Source organism: Orenia metallireducens, assembly GCF_001693735.1.
In the GTDB taxonomy this organism is placed as follows: domain Bacteria; phylum Bacillota; class Halanaerobiia; order Halobacteroidales; family Halobacteroidaceae; genus Orenia; species Orenia metallireducens.
Genome location: NZ_LWDV01000008.1, coordinates 667247 through 685642, shown reverse-complemented (window position 1 = coordinate 685642; position 18396 = coordinate 667247). Strand labels below are relative to the sequence as shown.

The window sequence follows — 18396 nt, the reverse complement described above, 5'->3', positions numbered from 1 at the left end:
AATATTTCTATAAAAGTTTTATAATTATATTAAGTTATAGACAAAAGTTATATGTTCTAGATACTATATTGGATAAATTTCATTTTAGGTTCACAAATCTATATTTTATACGCTTAAATTATTACAGTTTGAGACTAGTTCAATTTAATATTGCAATTTAGGATCTTTAAACATTTCTTTTATTTGCTTTATATTATCGAATGAATAAGGGACTATCCAAACCTTATCTTCTGCATCCCACCTCCGTCCTCTCAACTGCCTTATTCTCTCTACCCTTTTCTCAGAATAATTAAAACTAACTACTAAAAAATCTTCATTCTTATTTACTACTATAGACATAAATTGGCTCCTTTCATAATTGAAATCTTCCTTTATAAGATTTATAACCAATTCATGTCTTTTATATACACTAAAAGAATTATCTACCACTATATTACTACTATATTTGTTAAAATCCTGCAAATTACTTTTAAAAGTTACAGAAAAAGCATCTTTAATTTAAGTAATTCTCATTATCGGCTAACTATCTTTTTATTTTACTTTAAATTCACAAAACTATAGAACACACAGTAACAAAAAAGCCGAGGAATCCCCGACTCTCTCTATCATTTAATTGTAAATTTATCTAATATAATCTTTATCCCGGAAAAGTTCTATTATAAGAGACTATTTCCAAAAAATTCAATATAGAACAAATACCTATTTTCAATAATACATCTCTTATACTGGTATAAATATATTATAAATAGTGGTCTAAAATAATTTATAGCTGTTAATTTGCCAAAGTTATTTTCCATAATATTACATTATTCTTTATACCTTCTTAGCAATTATACCATAATGATTATCACTTAATTCTATCTCTTTGATAATCCCTATATTATGTGCAGTTAATAATTTAGATAACTCTTCTAAACCTACACGATGCTCAAAGGGTGGTCCACTTTCACTTTCAACCTTCTTCCATTCAATAATTGCTAATTTTCCTCTACTCTTAAGCTTATGTAAATAGTTCTCTAAAAACTTATCTTTATCCTCTATCTCATGAATTACATAGGAGATTAAAATAAAGTCAAGGCTATTATCTTTTAATTTGGCATCATACTCCCCAGCTTCGATTAACTCTATATTCTCAATTTTATTATCTTGAATCTCCTCATTTAAGTAAGCTAACATCTCCTTAGAAGTATCAATAGCATAAATCCTTCCATTTTTGCCTACTATCTTACTAGCTGGAATAGTAAAATAACCTATTCCACAGCCAATATCAGCTACTTTATCACCCTCTAACAACATCAATCTCTCCAATGTTTCTTTAGGTGGCATCACCTCTCTTCTCTGAGGATTATCTAACTTATGCTTATTTTTGGGATCAAACTTGTGTACCATCAAATCTACTCCTTTACTATATAATTAAAATATCTTCTCTAAAATCTCTTTCATCTCCTCTGCTGTTGGCTCTTTAGGATTATTTCTCATATCGCCATATTCACAAGCTGCTTGTCCCAGCTCTAATAAAAGCTCTTCTTCTACTCCAAAATCTCTTAGTTTGGCTTTTACTCCTAACTTCTGATTTAAATCTTTTAAATCTTCTACTAAAGCAGTTATTGTCTCTTCCTCAGTCAGCTCATTTACCTTTATCCCAAAGGCTTCTGCTATATCTAAATATCCCTCTTGAAAATCACTAGCATTATACTCAACAACATGAGGTAGTACCAGAGCAATTCCTAATCCATGGGGTATCCCATATCTTCCTCCTAAGACCATCGATAAGGCATGAGCTGCACCTACTCCTGCCTGGGATATAACAATCCCACTTAAGGTAGCCCCTAAAGAAAGCTTTGTTCTTGCCTGAAGGTTACCCTCATCATTGACAGCATCATAGATAGCATCTCTAATCAATTTGATAGACTCTAAAGATAACAAATCCGAAATAATATTTCCTTCTGGAGATAGATAAGCCTCTATGGCTTGGCATAAGGCATCTATAGCAGTATAGACTGTAACCTCTTTAGGTAAGGTAAAGGTCAATTCAGGGTCTACTATTGCCACTTGAGGAAAGATATAGGGAGAGAACAATACCCCCTTCTCCTCTTCTTCATCACCAATAACTGCAGCTGAAGTCACTTCACTTCCTGTTCCAGTTGTGGGAATAGTAACTATCGGAAGCACATCAGAAGTAATACCATCAGTTCCTATCTTCCCACCGACCAAATAATCTCTTATCTTAGCAGGATGAGTTCTTGCTACAGCAATTGCTTTAGCAGTATCTATACTACTGCCCCCTCCCAGTGCAATTATAAATTCACTATCATTATCTTCAGCAAATTCATCCCCTCTTTCTACTAATTCCACTGAAGGCTCTTCCTTTACTTCAGCAAAGACATCATAATCTATCTCTGCTTCATCTAAATATTCCTCCAACATTGCCAATATACCAACTTTCTCTATAGTGGGACCTGTTACTACCAATCCCTTATTCCCATATTCACCAATTAATTGCCCTATCTCTCCTAGCTTACCAGGACCAAAAGCTATTTTAGTAGGTGAATAATATTCAAAATCAAACATCACTTATCACTCCAGTTTCTAAATTTTATTTTATTAATAGTATTGCATTATTTACTATTTCTAATCTTAAAATTTAGCATACAACTGGAGCACTTAACAAGTGATTAGCAGTATAAGTAATTGATATCATTAATAAATATTAATCATAGAAAAATAAGAGTAAAATTTGCTACTCTCATAAGGCTATAAACTTATTTGAGCCAGTTATAGTATGATTATACCTTTTATTGCATTGTTCTTCAATTATTTCATTACAAAAAATCCCTTATGCTAGTAGAAAATTGATATATTTACAGGTAGTAAATTTTATTTATTCAACAAGGTAACTTATATTAAAATTTGAATAGCACAAAGCGTAAAAATAGTCTATAGAACTAATTTTAATTTATTAAATAAAACAACATGGGCTATCGCCCAGTCTTCTATAATCAAATTCTCTAAGAACTGTTTAAAACAATTTTTTGCTACGCGCCCTAAAGGAGGTTACGACTGAGGAAGTAGCCTTGGGCTGAATCTACATAAATTTTCACAGATAAGTTTAAAAGTTTTTTAGAATCTTATTGCATATTTTAATCCTTTATTTACTTGAATCACTAACTAAATAATTAATTTATTTTTTATTTTTTGTTCGTGTTTCATCTGTGTTAATTCGTAGCTAATAAATCTTTTTTTATACGTAACTAAATTATCCACAACTTCTTGACATACTATCAATTTCCTTAATATAAAAAAGCTCTATCTATATATAGATAGAGCTCTAGATAAAGAACCACTATTTATAAATCAAATCCTTTTAAGGGGATTTTACCTCTTTAAATAATAATCTATCTTGTTTCCAGAGATAAAGCTCCTGAATATCTAAAGAACTAATCTCTTGACCTTCACTTTGCTCTAAATTTTCCACCTTTAATTCCCGTTTCTTCCCTCTAATTATAATCTTCCCTTTAGAATTAAAAGATATATCTACCTCTTCTAAATTAATAAGCCATCCTTCTTCTAGAGGTTTAGCTACTTTTAAATAAGACACTCTTTCCCAAACTTTTTTTATGGCTAAATCTTTATCTATAATATATATAGACTTACTCTTACTTTCAAAAAAAGCACCAAAGCGCTCATCTAAATATTCATCTACTACTATAGCTTTATATTTTAAATCAGGAATTTCAATAAAGTTAAGACCTGTTATGGGGAGCATACCTTTTATAACCAGTTCAAGCTGGTATCCAGAGCCTGATTGGACAAAGATTGCTAATAATCCATTATCTTTAGGAAGAGAAAGAGTAACCATCATCTCTTCACCTTCATTTCCATAAATATTAGCAAACTTTACATCTGTTTTAAGAGTAGAATCATTTAGCCAATTGTCTAAACTTAACCTCTTTAATATTCTCAAGCTTAAATCTCTTTTAACTTGTTTATTATCCCCTTCTACTTCTCCCTTTAAAATCAAAATAGTATCTTCTTTTACTACTAACTCCTTTTCAAATACCGACTCTATTTGAATTTCTTCTGCAAATACTGGTTTTAAATTGCTTAAAATAGCCATCAAAATCAAGACAATAACTAAAACCAGTGATTTTTTGTTAACTATCACCTCCTTATATCTAGTCTGTAGCTAAATCAATAAATTCATACTCCAATCAACTTTATAAAATATTGAAAGATAACTATTAAAATTCCTAATCTATCACTACTCTACTTATATCTATAATAAAAAATACTAAATCTCAATTAGTATCTTTGAAAAATGATCTATTAAATTTATAGCTAAAATTATAATAAATTTTCTAGTCGACTTTTAAATATTCTGATTATACTCTTCATAGCTAACCAATGTATCTATAGGTTTTCTCCAACGTATAATAACTATAACTAGCAAGAAAGGAATTGTATATAATAAGTAGCTCCTATCTATTATATAACTAGCTACTGAAATAACTAAAATTAATTCAATTAAAATAGAGACTATCTTTCTTTTCTTCTTTAAGCAAATTCCTCTAATCTGCTTATTAAATTCTTTAAACGCTGGATAGGTATTCCATTCATCACGCTCTTTAATTACAGCATTAATTATGATTACCACCTTTCCATATTATGATTAAATGGTAAAATTTAATTATAATTGTCAATTATATTACATTATATAATAAAAATTAAAGCTATCAATATAAACTAGGATATAATTCTGCACAATTTTCAAATTATATATTAAAATTATATAAAATTATTATTTCTTTGATTTTTTATAAATGATATAATAGAGTTATTATATAAACTTACCTAACAAAACAATAACAGTTTAAAGCAAAATTATTATAGGAGAGTAAAATATGAAAAACTACAGAGTTAGATATAATGATTTAGAGAATAGAATATATATTACTTTTACTAAAGCATTAGATCTTAAAGAGGCAAAAAGATATACTCAGGAAGTCAATGAACTTATCAACAGAGCTAAACCAAATTTTACAACCTGTCTTGATATCTCTTGTGACCCTGTTCATTCTAAAGAAGTAAATGATATCTTTGCTAAACTTAGAAAAAATATGATAGCAAAAGAGGTTAAAGGAGTCGCAACTATAATATCTAAATCTAAAGTAGCTGAACTTCAAATAAAAAGAACACTACAAGTCTTTGAACAGCATCGCATATTCTCAAATGAATTGGAAGCTAAAAAATATCTTGATTCATTGTAATTAGCTAATGTTCTTTATAGACTTTAAAAATAATTTCCTTAATAAAAACAAAATGGGCTACCGCCCACTCTTCTATTACTTAAAATTTAATTTTTAACCGAAAGACTAACTACTAAGTCCCATTAATTAATATTAAAAACTATCTCGGGAAAACTTATCATCTTTCACCCCAAGAGTACTTCTTTCAGGACGTTTCCGAGTAAATTTTAGCATTGCACCTCAAGAGCACTTCCTCAGTCGATAAATAGAGACTCTTTAAGTTTGAAAAGATAACCCTCCTTGGGATCTTAATTTTTATAGTCCTTTTTCAGGGCACCCAAAAAACCACCAAACCTACTAGTTTAAAAAACTCTTCGTGGCAGAGCCCACTCACTTAGCAATCAAAATACTAATTATCATCATTTATTTTGGCTTTTAATCCCAATCTTATTTCAACCCTAAATTTTAGCTCAATTTTTGATTCGTTCAAACATAGAGAAAACTTAGTGAAGTAAGTGTTTTTCTTACTGAACTTTAGTTAAACTTATCCTTTAGGGCTAATTTTTTCACTCCAAAATCAAAATTATAAAAAAATAAGAGTTATCCACAGCCTCTAAAAAAGTATAGTTTCCTGATAGTATGTCAAGAAATTGACATTGCTAATAAAAATAGTAACACTAAATCCCTAATTTAAATCTTAATTATTTGAAATTGTTTATATGATATTGATTCTTTGTATCATGCCAGTAATCACCCCATGCAGTAGGTTTCTTCTCATAGGCTAATTTTAAATTTAATAAAGTTTCAATAAATACTTTTGATGTTCAATCATGATATAAGAGAATATATGTTAGGTATCTCTTTAGCATATCTTTTTAAATCTAATATTAAATTATTGATATCTCTAAATGGGTGTGGTACATTTATAGATAAGCGCAATTCCATTCCCGTGTTAGGCATAAGTAGCATTCCTTTAAGTGGGATTATTTACCTATACTTTTTATATTTATTAGTAAATTCCTGCTTAATGTCAATTTTTATTTGTACTATCAATAACCTGTATCTCAAAAACATCATTTAAATGGTGTCTCCATTAATAAAAATCTTAATTATCTTTAAATAATCTAATCTTATTATTAATTATTTGAATATCATTATCATCAACTAGAGGACTTATCACTATTGCTTCAGGAATTTGGGATAAATATTTATAGGTAATAATAATATCTACGTTTTTTAAAGCTTCCTCATTCACCTGATGATAATATAATGTTTGAACTATTTTGAGATTAGCCATCTTATTGGTCAGACGGATACTAATTAAATCATTAATAACCCTATTTTCATGAAAAATAAGTAAAGCCTTAATTTTATCCTTGCTTTTTTCAAATATCGACAATAATAATAAAGCGATATGATCAATATCATATTCCTTTATTATTATTGAATGTTCTTTAAAAATCCCTTTAATTTCATTAGCAACTTCAAATATATTAGAATTAAGTTCTCTAACCTCTTCTATTATAGCTTCATCTATATCAGATAATACACTTCTACTAATACCGTATTTAAACTTCTTTAAAAGATGATTTATATATAACATCAAATTCATGTATGCAGTAGTATCATCTTCTATATTAATTCCAAGCCTTCTTTCAGCAATAGATATAAACTTATTCATTATATCTATTGCCTCTTCATCTATTCTATCCAGAACCTGTTCACCATCGTCTAACTTTTTATCTAAATAAAACTCCTCTGATAAACATTGTAAAAAGGCTTTCCCAAATTCATCTTGTGATATCTTTAATCCTACTATTTTCTCTACTATAATTCTAAAAAATTTTACAATTTTATACAGTTTAGATTTGTTCAATTCTCTTAATTCATGGGAAGTTAATTTGACTTCTTTTCCTTCTTTAATTCTTTTAAGGGCAACACTTCCATAAAAAGTAATATATAGGATGGACCTACGGGAATATAGATAATCATTCTTTATCCTATTAGTCTCAATTATCCTCTTTATCTTCTTTAAATCTATATTAAAGCAAAATTCTCGTAAAACATCATAGTCTTGAGGATAAATACTTTGATTATTCATTAGCAAGTGGCTTATCTCTTCTAATTTATTACCCAATAACTCAAAGATAATGTTAACCATTGCTTCTCTTAAATGTATCTCTCTTCCCTGTATATAAATACCATAATTTCTTACTCTATTTAAATTTAACTTATATTTATTTAACCATTGCTCAACATCCAACAAATCTTTAATAATAGTAGATCTACTTACAGCTAATTCTTCAGCCAACATTATTATAGTATAATCTTTCTGATTTAATAATAACCTCTTAATTATCTCCTTTACCCTTTCTGTTGAAGATAAGGATATATACTCTATTTCCTCTTGGGATATCTCTTCTTCTAGAAATTTTCTATCATTATCATCTCCCTCTAGCCAAACACCAATCCCTGGTTTCTTATATAGATAAATATTGAATTTCTCTAGCTCTACCTTTAACTGTTTTAAATCAGACCTAATAGTTCTAGAAGAGACACTACATCTATTTGCTAACTCTTTAATAGTAACTATTGTGTCAGTTTTCAATAATATATCTATAATTCTATTGTATCTATATTTAGATAAACTTAACACACTTCACCCTCCTATAAGTATTAAACTAAATAAAAAAATACCTGTATAAAGTAATAAAATTTAACTTTAAATAGGTATATTACTTATAATCTTATGCTATTATATCTAAACAGAAGATCTTAGATTGAGTATTAATATAAACTAGATATTATTTTATACAGGTTAGGTTGTTAAATGATTATTTTGCTTTTTAAATTAAGTTTTTTATCTTTAGGTTTCTGGCAAAGTAAGGGTTATATGATATTAAATAAAAATTCCTAAAGCCAGATAAATTACTTACATTCTATTATAAAATACTATATAAATTATAAAGCCTTATCTTCTGCTAATAATTTAATTCTACTTCTGATTAATTGAATATCCTCTTGTTTGACTAAGGGACTAATCACTATAGCTTCTGGCAAAGTAACTAGTTGATTAGAAGTAATAATTAAATCAGCACCCTTTAATTTCTTATGATTGATATCTTGATTATAAATATGATCTATTATCTCTAAGTTTGATATACTTGATATTAATCTATTAATCATTAATTCATTAATTGCAAAAGTTTCATTATTAATAATTATAGCTTTTGTCTTCTCTGTAAATTTTTCAACAGCTGACAATAATAATATAGCTATATAATCAATGTCTCTCTCACTTAAGATATTTATCTGGTACTGGCTAAAGATATCTATAATTTTATTCGATATCTCAATTATGTTAGGATTATTCTCTTTAATCCTATTTAGTATAATATTATCCAATTCATTCACAACGATCTTAGGTACTTGATATCTAAAATGATTATAAATGTGCCTTACATGTAATATCAAATCTAAAAATAGATTTATATCATCTGCTAAATTCACACCTAATTCATCTTCTACTAAGTCAATGAACCTTCTACTTATTTCCATGACAGTCTTATTGATTCTCTTTGAAATTTCCTCTTTAGTAGTTAATGTATTATCATAATATATATTTGCACATAAAAACTGTATAAAAGTTCCACACAGTTCATCTTCTAAAATTAAGAAGCCAAATTCTTCTTCTGCCTTCTTTCCAATAATCTTAGCTAATTTAAATAACTTTAATCTCTTTAATCTAATGATATCCTTTTCTAATAATTTGATTTTCTTTCCCTGCTTAAATCGCTTTATACTTATACTAATATAAAAGATAATAGCTAAAATGCTAATCTGGGTAAATAAGAACTTACCTTTAATCTCCTGAGAATATATTATCTCTTTAATCTTCTTTAAATCTACTTCAGCAGAAAAATCCTTTAAAACTTCATAATCTTTAGGATTAACACTGTGATTGTCTTCAAGTAATTTACTTATCTCTTCTAAATCTGCCTGTTTCATAAGCCTAAATAATATTTCCACTATTGCTACTCTTAAATGCCTCTCTTCTCCCTTTATTTCAATACCAGATTGCTGACTATTTTGTAGAGTTAAGTTATAATTGCTAAGCCATTTCCTAATCTCCCCTAAGTCCTTACTAATTGTAGATTTACTAACATATAACTCTTGTGCCAATAGACTACAATTATAACTTTTATCTTCCAATAATATTTTTATTATCTCTTTTCTTCGATCTGAAGGTGAAAAATTACTCTTAAAGGTTATCGCTTTTAATATATGTTCTTTCAACCACATTATCTTATCATATTCTGATTCTAACCAAACTCCAACACCTGGTTTCTTATGTAAAATAACCCCAATACAATTTAGTTTCTCCTCTAACTTTTTTAAATCACTTCTAATCGTGCGAGAAGAGACCTTACACCTCTTAGCTAATTGATTAATGGTCACTTTCGGGTTATTCAATAAGATGTATAACAATTTGCCATGCCTTCTTTTAGATAGATAAATCACTATTATCACCCTTAATAATTTTTAAACAATAAGGAATCGTTTGCATAAAGTAGCTAGTTATTAAATTTAAAATAAATTGATTCTAATTTAATAACTTAATCTAAATCTTAATCTATAACATACTTAAACATTTCATCTAAAATACCTTCCTTCACTAACTATATTTATTTCCACTTATATTGAGGAAAAATTACACTTTTAAATTAAAGAACTTCACCTACTTACAATCTATCAGTAGGTGAAGCTCTTTATGATTTTTAACTTTTAATAGTTAGTCTCTTTTAATTCAAAAAAATCTTGTGGATGAGCACATGCTGGACATTTCTTAGGTGCTTTATCACCTTCATGTACATAACCACAGTTATCACACTTCCATCTTACAGTCTTATCCTTAGCAAATACCTTATTTTCTCTTACATTTTTTAATAACTTTAAATATCTCTTCTCATGCTCTACCTCTACTTCAGCAATCTTTCTAAAAGCTACAGCTATTTTTGGGAAACCTTCTTCATCTGCTACACGAGCAAATTCTGGATATAGCTCAGTATGTTCTTCATTCTCTCCAGCAGCAGCAGCCTCTAAGTTCTCTTCAGTTGTTCCAATTACTCCAGCAGGGTAAGCAGCAGTAATCTCTACATTGCCACCTTCTAAGAACTTAAAGAATACTTTGGCATGCTCCTTCTCATTTCTAGCAGTCTCTAAAAAGATAGCTTCGATTTGGCGGAAACCCTCCTTTTTAGCTTGAGATGCAAAATATGTATAACGAGTTCTTGCTTGGGATTCTCCAGCAAATGCCTTTAATAAATTTTGTTCTGTTTTTGTTCCCTTTAAACTAGCCATACTTATCATCCTCCAAATTATTAATTATTAGTTGATAGTTTAAAAATTACTTTTTATATTAACTGTCAACTGTACACTATACACTACTTTTTAAGCTTTCCATAAACCATGAAGATTGCAGAACTCTCTAACATCTACAATCTCATCTTTAGACACTTTAAATTCAGCTACTGGCTCTTGACCAGCTTCTAGCTCAGCACGAAGTACCTTATCCTCTGTTAATACTTCGATAAATTTAATCAAATGCTCTTCAGTCATTGGATGTAGAGTGCTTCCAACAGTTACTTTAACTCCATCTTCAACCTCTTCTACTACTGGTACATGCTTTTCAGTAGTATAGTCTGCTGTTTGAGCATCTAATTTTTCCATCTTCTCTCCACAGCATACTAGTGGAGCTGGTCCAGCTTGCACAACCTCTACTACATTGCCACAATGGTTACATCTATAGACTTCTCTCAATTTAGTACCCATTACTCAATCTCCTCCTTCAAACTATTTTTAATCTCTTCTAACTGACTTTCGTCAGGTATATATTGAACCTTGATTGGATCAAGGGTTTCAAACTTGCATTCCTTTAGTACATCTTCTACTTGACCAATACTCTGCCCTCCCCAACCATAAGAGCCAAAAGCAAGCCCTATTCTATTCTTAGGAGCTAAGCCTTTTAAATATGTTAAAAATGCTGCTACAGATGGTAACATATTATTATTTAAAGTTGGTGATCCTACACAGATATACTTAGCTGTTAACACTTCAGTAATGATGTCTGAACGATGATTGACATCTAAATTTAATATCTTTGTACTGATACCCTTCTCTTCAAAAGCACTCTGAATTGCATAAGCCACCTTTTTAGTAGAATCCCACATACTATCATATATAATCAATGCCTTCTCATCATATTCGTTAGCTGACCATTTTTTATACTTTTCTATAATCTCTGGAACAAAGGTTCTCCAAATTACTCCATGGGAAGGTGCAATTATATCAATATCTAAATCTGCTACAGCCTTTAAAACACCTTGTACCTGTCTTCCATAAGGCATTACTATATTAGCATAATATTTCTTAGCCTCTTCCATAACAATATCAAAATCAGTTTGATCATCAAAACGCTCAGCACTAGCATAATGTTGACCTAAAGCATCATTAGAGAATAATAACTTTTCTTCTGGTATATATGTAACCATATTGTCAGGCCAATGAACCATTGGTGTTAAAACAAAGTTTAGATTTCTCTTTCCTATATTAAGAGATTCCCCTGATTTAGCAATTTGGAAGTCCCAATCCTTCTTATAATGTGCTATTAACCCAGCTTTCCCCTTTGGAGAAGTAATTAATTTAGCATTTGTTGCTACTTCCATCAACTTAGGTAAACCACCTGAATGGTCCATCTCTACATGGTTAGAAATTATGTAATCAATCTTAGTTGGATCTACTATATCAGAGATTCTGGCTATCATCTCATCATAAAGGTAATGCTTGACAGTATCAATGAGAGTTATCTTCTCATCAATGATTAGATAGGCATTATAAGTAGATCCCCTTTGTGTTAGATAACCATGAAAATCTCTTAAATCCCAATCGATACCTCCTACCCAATAAATATTCTCTTTAATCTCAACTGCTTTCATTTACTTGACCTCCTTAAAATCCATCTTCTGTGCTCTACAAGTTGGACAGCGCCAACTCTCAGATAACTCTTCAAAAGAAGTTCCTTCTTCTACTCCCTGAGTTCTGTCACCTCTTTTAGGGTTATAAGTATAACCACAGATTATGCATTTATATTTGTTCATAATGATACCTCCCGATTTTACTTGAAATTAATATTAAATAACAAAATCTAATAACTTTTTCTAATATTATTAACAAATCAATATCTTTTATTCGGAAGATTTTCTTACTCTATCTATATTATTAGAGATTATTAGTAATAATTCCTGCTTAAATTAAAAAATATTTATTTTTTGTTGTATTTAAGAATGATTATCATTATTTTTGTCTATTTTACTATAAAAATTATGGATCTTATATGCTATAGTGATATGATATAGGTATATTGCGACACTTTTACTTTAAAAAAGTTAGCAAAATATTAGGTTCCACCCCAAGAGTACTTCTTCAGGCGTAGTGCCTTCAGGGCGAAAAAGTAACCAAACCTACAGGTTCATAAATTTATTACGGAAGGTTTTTAGTAAAAATCTGTAGGGAAACTTCTATGGCAAAGCCCACTCACTCAGCAATCAAATTACTAATTATTATCATTAATTATATTCTTTATTTAAAATCTGATTAAACTCTAAATTTTAGCTCAATTTTTGCTTCATTCAAACAGAAATTTTCTTCGGTTTTAAAGATGTTAACTGTAAACTGAAGTAAAAGTGTCGCAATATCTCTTTAAAACGATAGCTTCTACATAAATTTGAAATATATCTTTCAAGTATAACAGTAATTATATTGACAAATATTATAAGACTTTGTTATAATAAATCCATCGTTAACCTTTAAATAATATGGTTAACTCATTTTTAAACTATATTTAAGGAGGATTTATTATGAATATTAAGACTAGAGAAATGATATTGGTTGCTCTTTTTGCAGCTTTGACTGCGATTGGTGCTTTTATTAAGATTCCAACACCCTTTGGAGTACCTTTTAGTATGCAACCTCTATTTGTAATATTTGCTGCTAACCTTTTAGGTAGCCGTTTAGGATTAATGAGCCAGTTAATATATATTTTTATTGGATTAATTGGTATTCCTATCTTTACCAGTGGTGGAGGACCTGCTTATGTATTAAATCCTACCTTTGGATACTTGGTAGGGTTTGCTATTGGCGCTTACATAATTGGTAAAATAATAGAAAGTAGTGAAAAGAATTTTAAAAATTTTATCTTGGCTAACTTTGTAGGACTGCTTGTCTTCTACTTTTTTGGAGTAACTCATCTTTATCTAATCATGAATTTTTATCTTGGTAAAACATACCCAATTAATAGTGCCTTAATTGGTGGCTTTTTAATCTTCTTACCTTTTGATGTCATTAAGGCTATTATCTCTGCAGTTATTTCTAAAGAAGTCATTGAGCGAGTAGAGAATGCAATTGCTACTGCAAGCCCAAGAAATTAAAATTTATTATTAGTTAATTTGGTGGTGGTAAAAATTAAAACTAAAGACCTTATCTTAGCTGCATTATTTGCTGCTTTAACAGCAGTAGGAGCTTTTATTAAAATTCCTATCCCTTATGTACCCTTTACACTACAGGTTTTATTCGTATTCTTTGCTGGGAGCTTATTGGGGAGTAGACTAGCTTTAATTAGCCAATTAGTTTATCTAGGAATAGGATTGATTGGTATTCCCATCTTTACTCAAGGTGGGGGACCTAGCTATATCTTACAACCTACCTTTGGATATTTACTAGGATTTGCTATTGGTGCTTATGTAATTGGTAAAATAATTGAGAATTTAACACATAAAACTTTCATTAACTTTTTATTAGCTAATTTCATTGGCTTAACCGTAGTTTATTTATTTGGGGTAGTCTATCTTTACCTTAATTTAAACTTCATTACGGGGACTACTATTAGTCTAAGTAAAGCAATTAAGATTGGATTTTTACTTCCAATCCCTGGTGACCTATTACTCTGTATAATTGCAGCTCTAATATCCAAAAAGGTTATTACTCAAGTCAGAGGAGCATTACCTATTTATGAAGATTAAAAATTAATAAAAGTAAAGGGTGAGGATAATCCTCACCCTTTACTTTTATTAAAATTTATTTCAACTCATCAATCAATGCTTGAAACTCTCTAGGATGTTTCTTCTCTTTTACTAAAACTCTATCACCAATTTGTGGATGCCTATCTCTAAAGATAGGAACTCCTTCTGCTTTATAAATAATACCAATTGGAATATTATCTCCCCATTCATCTGCTTTCTTTATAGCATCATGATAATCAGTAGAATTATAATCGTCACCTAATTCATAGACTCGCTTCATATACCATTGATAAGTGTTAATTTTATTAAAAGAGACACAGGGCTGTAAGATATCTATTAAAGCATAACCTTTATGATTAATTGCTGCTTTCATCATAGCTTTTAAATGTTCTTTCTTGCCTACAAAACTTCTAGCTACAAAGGTAGCACCCATTGCAATTGCAAATTTGACAGGATTAAAAGGTCTTTGAGTAATACCATTTGGTTGTGTAGAAGTAGTCAAAGTCTCTTCACTTGTTGGAGAAGCTTGCCCTTTAGTCAGACCATAAATTTGATTATTATGGACAAAATGAGCAATATCTGGGTTCCTTCTGATATTATGGAGGATATGGTTACCACCCTCTGCATAGGTATCCCCATCACCCGACTCTACAATGACCTTCATCTCAGGATTAGCTAACCTCATCCCGATGGCTGGTGGTAAAGCTCTACCATGGAGACCATTAAATCCATTAACCTTAATATAATGGGGCATCTTAGCTGCCTGACCAATTCCAGTAAACATAGTTACTTGGGAAGGCTTTAATTCCAATTCTGCTAAAACTTCTGCTAAACATTGACGTAAAGGAATATCACCACAACCTGGACACCAGGCTGTCTCTCGATTTGGTTCATATATCTCTGGATTTACCATTAGTCAATCACCTCTTCTTGGATAGCCTCATAGATTTCGTGAGCAGTAAATGGTCGACCATTATATTTTACCAGCTCATGATTTATCATAATTCCAGTCTCTGCACTGATTAAACGGGAGAATTGGGCTGTTCCATTATTCTCAACAATAATTGATGTTGGACCATCAATTTTATCTTCTAACTCTTCAATTGGTAATGGCCAAACATCACTGAACGTTAATAACCCTACATCATGACCATCTTGCTCTAAAAGTTCCCTAGCTTCCTGTAATGGTCCGTAAGTAGAACCCCATCCAATTAATAAATAATCTATATTCTCTGGTCCTACATACTCTGGTTCTTCTAAATCCTCCATAATTAATTTATCTATCTTATCAAATCTCTTATCTACCATCTTTACCCGTGTTTCAGCATCTTCGATAATGTGTCCATGCTCATCATGCTCATCACTATCAATTAAGACTATATCATCTTCAAGTTGCCCTGGATATGCCATTGGAGAGACTCCATCATCACTAAAAGCATATCTTCTATAATCAGTTATATTCTTAGCTTCTTTATCAGAGATAAAACCATTATAGTTCTCTAATTCTTCTAAATCAAAAGCATCTACATTTACTTCAGCATCTGCCAAAAACTGATCACTTAAGAGAATAACCGGTATCTGATATTTTTCAGCTAGGTTGACTGCCCTAAAGGTTTGATAAAATGCATCTTCAGCATCCTTAACAGCAATAACCATCTTAGGGAAATCACCATGCCCTGCATTGATAGTAAATAATAGGTCGGCCTGCTCAGTTCTAGTAGGTAATCCTGTTGCTGGACCAGGTCTTTGAACATCTACGATAACTATGGGAAGTTCAGCAATTCCAGCAAAACTTACCGCTTCTGTCATTAGAGCAAATCCACCACCAGAGCTTCCTGTCATCGAACGAATTCCGCTATAAGACCCACCTAAGGCCATCATAATAGCAGCAATCTCATCTTCTGCCTGCTCCACTACTATTCCTAAATCATTCTGCCTTTTAGCTAAATAGTTCATTACCCCTGTGGCTGGAGTCATTGGATAAGCAGAGTAAAATTGTACCCCTGCCACAGCTGCTCCCATCCCGATAGCCTGATTTCCATTAATCAAAATTTGGTTATCTCTAGGAGTAACCTCTGGCATCTCAAACCTTCTTTTAGCTACCTCTGCTTTCTCATATCCTTTATGCAATGCATCAATATTCATCTGTTTAATATCTTCAGCACGTCTAAAGTATTCATCTAATACCTCTTCAGCAATCTTTAAATTCATTCCTAATAATTTAAGTAATACTCCTACAAAGACTGTATTTGCAACTCTACCATTTCCGATATCTTGAGCTATTAAAGCAGCTTCTAGAGAGAATATCTCCTTATCTTGATTCTTCTCTCTTAGCTCTCCTTCATAGGATTCACCATTATAAATCATAATTCCATCATCTTTAACATAGTCTTGATGAATCTCTATACTAGCTTTATTTAAAGCTAGTAATATATCTTGTTCATCTTTAGGAGCAGTTATCTTTTCATCTCCAAATCTAATTTTCATAAAATTATGTCCACCACGAACACGGGATTCATAATTTTTAGTTGAATAAATATGAAATCCACTTTTAAATAAAATCTTACTTAATACAAAATTTAATGTATTTAACCCTTGTCCTGCTTCACCAGCAATGACTAAATTAAAATCCATATACTTCCCTCCTTGTTGTTTATAGTAGCAGACATCTATGTTATTTTACTCATTATTCTTAAAATATAACATAGTAAAAACCATCTTATTGAATAATAGATAGTTACAAATTACTATTATATGCCTTAGTATTATAAGAAATTAAATTATTTATACCAAGACATCGAAATGTAATAAAAAAGCAATCCACATTATTTTGATGTGAATTGCCAAAATAATAAATTTATTCTAACACAATAGCTGCTTCAAAAACATCGATTCTAAACGTAAAAGATTCAGTTAAAAAGAAATCAATCTCCTCATCAGCTTGTTCTTTTAAAATCCATATCATCATTTAACTAGCACAACGATTATATTAATCTACTACATCATATATATATATATTAAATTATTTAATATATAATTCATGAATAACCTAAATAAAAATTATTCTTCTGGTTATTATAATACATAAGTGTTATTAATAGTACACTCATCATGTATTTAATTACACAAAGGGGGTGTTATAATGGTGAATAATGAAATGACAGCAGAGAACCTCCGTTCCGCATTTGGTGGTGAGAGTCAAGCTTATCAGCGATATAGAGTTTGGAGTCAAGTAGCTGAAGAAGATGGATTCCCGAATGTAGCTTTATTGTTTGAAGCTATTGCTTTTGCTGAAGAGGTACATGCTAGTAATCACTTTGAAGCTCATGACAATATCGAAGGGGATTTCTTAGTTGCTTCTGGAGCTGGATTTGGTATTGGTTCTACTTCTGAAAATTTAGAAGGTGCTATAGCAGGAGAGAACTTTGAGGTTGAACAGATGTATCCTAGCTATTATCTAGTAGCTAAAGATCAAGATGAAAAGGATGCCCTTAAATCCTTCCACTATGCTCTAGAAGCAGAGAAAACTCACTCTAAATTATATAGTGAAGCAAGAGACTCAGTTGAAAATGACGCGGATTATGATTTAGAATATGTAAGTGTTTGTACAGTATGTGGACATACTGTCAAAGATGATACACCTGATAAATGTCCTATCTGTGGGGCAAGTAAAGACGATTTTGAAGAATTTAGAGATTAATAATAAGGGGGATAATAATGCAATATTATGAAGTAAAACAAGCTGATAATACAAATAATAAGACTGAGCTAGAAAAGAAGCACATACCTGTAATTCAAGCACCTGATAAAGTAAAGAAAGACGAATATTTCGATATTACTGTCAAGATGGGAGAGATAGATCATCCTGTAGAACCAGGTCACTTTATCCAATATGTTGATCTTTATGCTAACTATTATCATCTAGGCAGAGCAAACTTCACCCCTGAAATGAAGCCAGCGGTTACTTTTAAGGTAAAATTAAAAGAGTCTTGTACTATCAGAGCTTATGAACTCTGTAACTTACATGGCCAATGGCAAGGAAATAAAGAGATTACTGTAGAGTAAAATCAATA

18 protein-coding genes are annotated in these 18396 nt (G+C 30.5%); 5 read left to right on the top strand and 13 right to left on the bottom strand.

The features are described from left to right. Nucleotides 1-144: 144 nt before the first annotated feature. The 5 genes from U472_RS08000 to U472_RS07980 all read right to left on the bottom strand — a co-directional run bounded on the left by U472_RS08000 (nucleotide 145) and on the right by U472_RS07980 (nucleotide 4654). Nucleotides 145-339, bottom strand: a complete 195-nt coding sequence (locus tag U472_RS08000; RefSeq protein WP_068717221.1) for a hypothetical protein — start codon at nucleotides 337-339, stop codon at nucleotides 145-147. A 474-nt stretch (nucleotides 340-813) separates the two neighbouring features. Further along, nucleotides 814-1389 (bottom strand): class I SAM-dependent methyltransferase, encoded by a 576-nt coding sequence (locus U472_RS07995; RefSeq protein ID WP_068717219.1) that lies wholly within the window; start codon nucleotides 1387-1389, stop codon nucleotides 814-816. A gap of 24 nt (nucleotides 1390-1413) precedes the next feature. Continuing rightward, a complete protein-coding gene (locus U472_RS07990; protein ID WP_068717217.1) occupies nucleotides 1414-2571 on the bottom strand; it encodes an iron-containing alcohol dehydrogenase family protein in 1158 nt (385 codons plus the stop codon). Between the two features lie 793 nt (nucleotides 2572-3364). Then, a complete protein-coding gene (locus U472_RS07985) occupies nucleotides 3365-4165 on the bottom strand; it encodes a hypothetical protein (protein ID WP_068717215.1) in 801 nt (266 codons plus the stop codon). 204 nt (nucleotides 4166-4369) lie between these two features. Then, nucleotides 4370-4654, bottom strand: a complete 285-nt coding sequence (locus U472_RS07980) for a hypothetical protein (RefSeq protein WP_068717214.1) — start codon at nucleotides 4652-4654, stop codon at nucleotides 4370-4372. Nucleotides 4655-4901: 247 nt separating this feature from the next. Here U472_RS07980 and U472_RS07975 point away from each other — a divergent pair, with 247 nt between their 5' ends. Next, nucleotides 4902-5267: a hypothetical protein gene (locus U472_RS07975; protein ID WP_068717212.1), complete on the top strand. Its 366-nt coding sequence runs from the start codon at nucleotides 4902-4904 to the stop codon at nucleotides 5265-5267. A gap of 1084 nt (nucleotides 5268-6351) precedes the next feature. Here the strand turns inward: U472_RS07975 and U472_RS07970 are convergent. From U472_RS07970 to U472_RS07945, 6 genes are all read right to left on the bottom strand, one after another. Then, entirely contained in the window at nucleotides 6352-7902 is a 1551-nt protein-coding gene (locus tag U472_RS07970) for a BglG family transcription antiterminator (RefSeq protein WP_068717210.1), read from the bottom strand. 305 nt (nucleotides 7903-8207) lie between these two features. After that, nucleotides 8208-9767 carry a BglG family transcription antiterminator gene (locus U472_RS07965; RefSeq protein WP_176714129.1) on the bottom strand — a complete coding sequence of 520 codons (1560 nt, stop codon included), beginning with the start codon at nucleotides 9765-9767 and terminating at the stop codon, nucleotides 8208-8210. A 264-nt stretch (nucleotides 9768-10031) separates the two neighbouring features. Continuing rightward, nucleotides 10032-10607, bottom strand: a complete 576-nt coding sequence (rbr, locus tag U472_RS07960; RefSeq protein WP_068717207.1) for a rubrerythrin — start codon at nucleotides 10605-10607, stop codon at nucleotides 10032-10034. Between the two features lie 90 nt (nucleotides 10608-10697). Next, complete coding sequence (locus U472_RS07955) at nucleotides 10698-11078, bottom strand: desulfoferrodoxin (protein WP_068717205.1); 381 nt, start codon at nucleotides 11076-11078, stop codon at nucleotides 10698-10700. Continuing rightward, nucleotides 11078-12241: an FprA family A-type flavoprotein gene (locus tag U472_RS07950; RefSeq protein ID WP_068717203.1), complete on the bottom strand. Its 1164-nt coding sequence runs from the start codon at nucleotides 12239-12241 to the stop codon at nucleotides 11078-11080. The genes U472_RS07955 and U472_RS07950 overlap by 1 nt, the downstream gene beginning before the upstream one ends. Then, complete coding sequence (locus U472_RS07945; RefSeq protein WP_068717201.1) at nucleotides 12242-12403, bottom strand: rubredoxin; 162 nt, start codon at nucleotides 12401-12403, stop codon at nucleotides 12242-12244. It abuts the gene before it with no gap. A gap of 759 nt (nucleotides 12404-13162) precedes the next feature. Between U472_RS07945 and U472_RS07940 the strand changes: the two genes are divergently transcribed. Then, a complete protein-coding gene (locus tag U472_RS07940) occupies nucleotides 13163-13732 on the top strand; it encodes a biotin transporter BioY (RefSeq protein WP_068717199.1) in 570 nt (189 codons plus the stop codon). 24 nt (nucleotides 13733-13756) lie between these two features. Beyond that, the gene (locus tag U472_RS07935) at nucleotides 13757-14323 is read left to right on the top strand and encodes a biotin transporter BioY (protein ID WP_141677962.1); all 567 of its coding nucleotides are present in this window, start codon (nucleotides 13757-13759) and stop codon (nucleotides 14321-14323) included. Between the two features lie 55 nt (nucleotides 14324-14378). Here U472_RS07935 and U472_RS07930 read toward each other — a convergent pair whose 3' ends face one another. Together U472_RS07930 and U472_RS07925 are read right to left on the bottom strand one after the other, a co-directional pair. Beyond that, the gene (locus tag U472_RS07930; RefSeq protein ID WP_068717195.1) at nucleotides 14379-15236 is read right to left on the bottom strand and encodes a thiamine pyrophosphate-dependent enzyme; all 858 of its coding nucleotides are present in this window, start codon (nucleotides 15234-15236) and stop codon (nucleotides 14379-14381) included. Next, nucleotides 15236-16957 carry a 2-oxoacid:acceptor oxidoreductase subunit alpha gene (locus U472_RS07925; RefSeq protein WP_068717192.1) on the bottom strand — a complete coding sequence of 574 codons (1722 nt, stop codon included), beginning with the start codon at nucleotides 16955-16957 and terminating at the stop codon, nucleotides 15236-15238. The genes U472_RS07930 and U472_RS07925 overlap by 1 nt, the downstream gene beginning before the upstream one ends. Nucleotides 16958-17465: 508 nt before the next feature. Between U472_RS07925 and U472_RS07920 the strand changes: the two genes are divergently transcribed. Further along, complete coding sequence (locus U472_RS07920; protein WP_176714128.1) at nucleotides 17466-18023, top strand: rubrerythrin family protein; 558 nt, start codon at nucleotides 17466-17468, stop codon at nucleotides 18021-18023. A gap of 17 nt (nucleotides 18024-18040) precedes the next feature. Beyond that, a complete protein-coding gene (locus U472_RS07915; RefSeq protein WP_068717189.1) occupies nucleotides 18041-18388 on the top strand; it encodes a class II SORL domain-containing protein in 348 nt (115 codons plus the stop codon). Nucleotides 18389-18396: the final 8 nt, after the last annotated feature.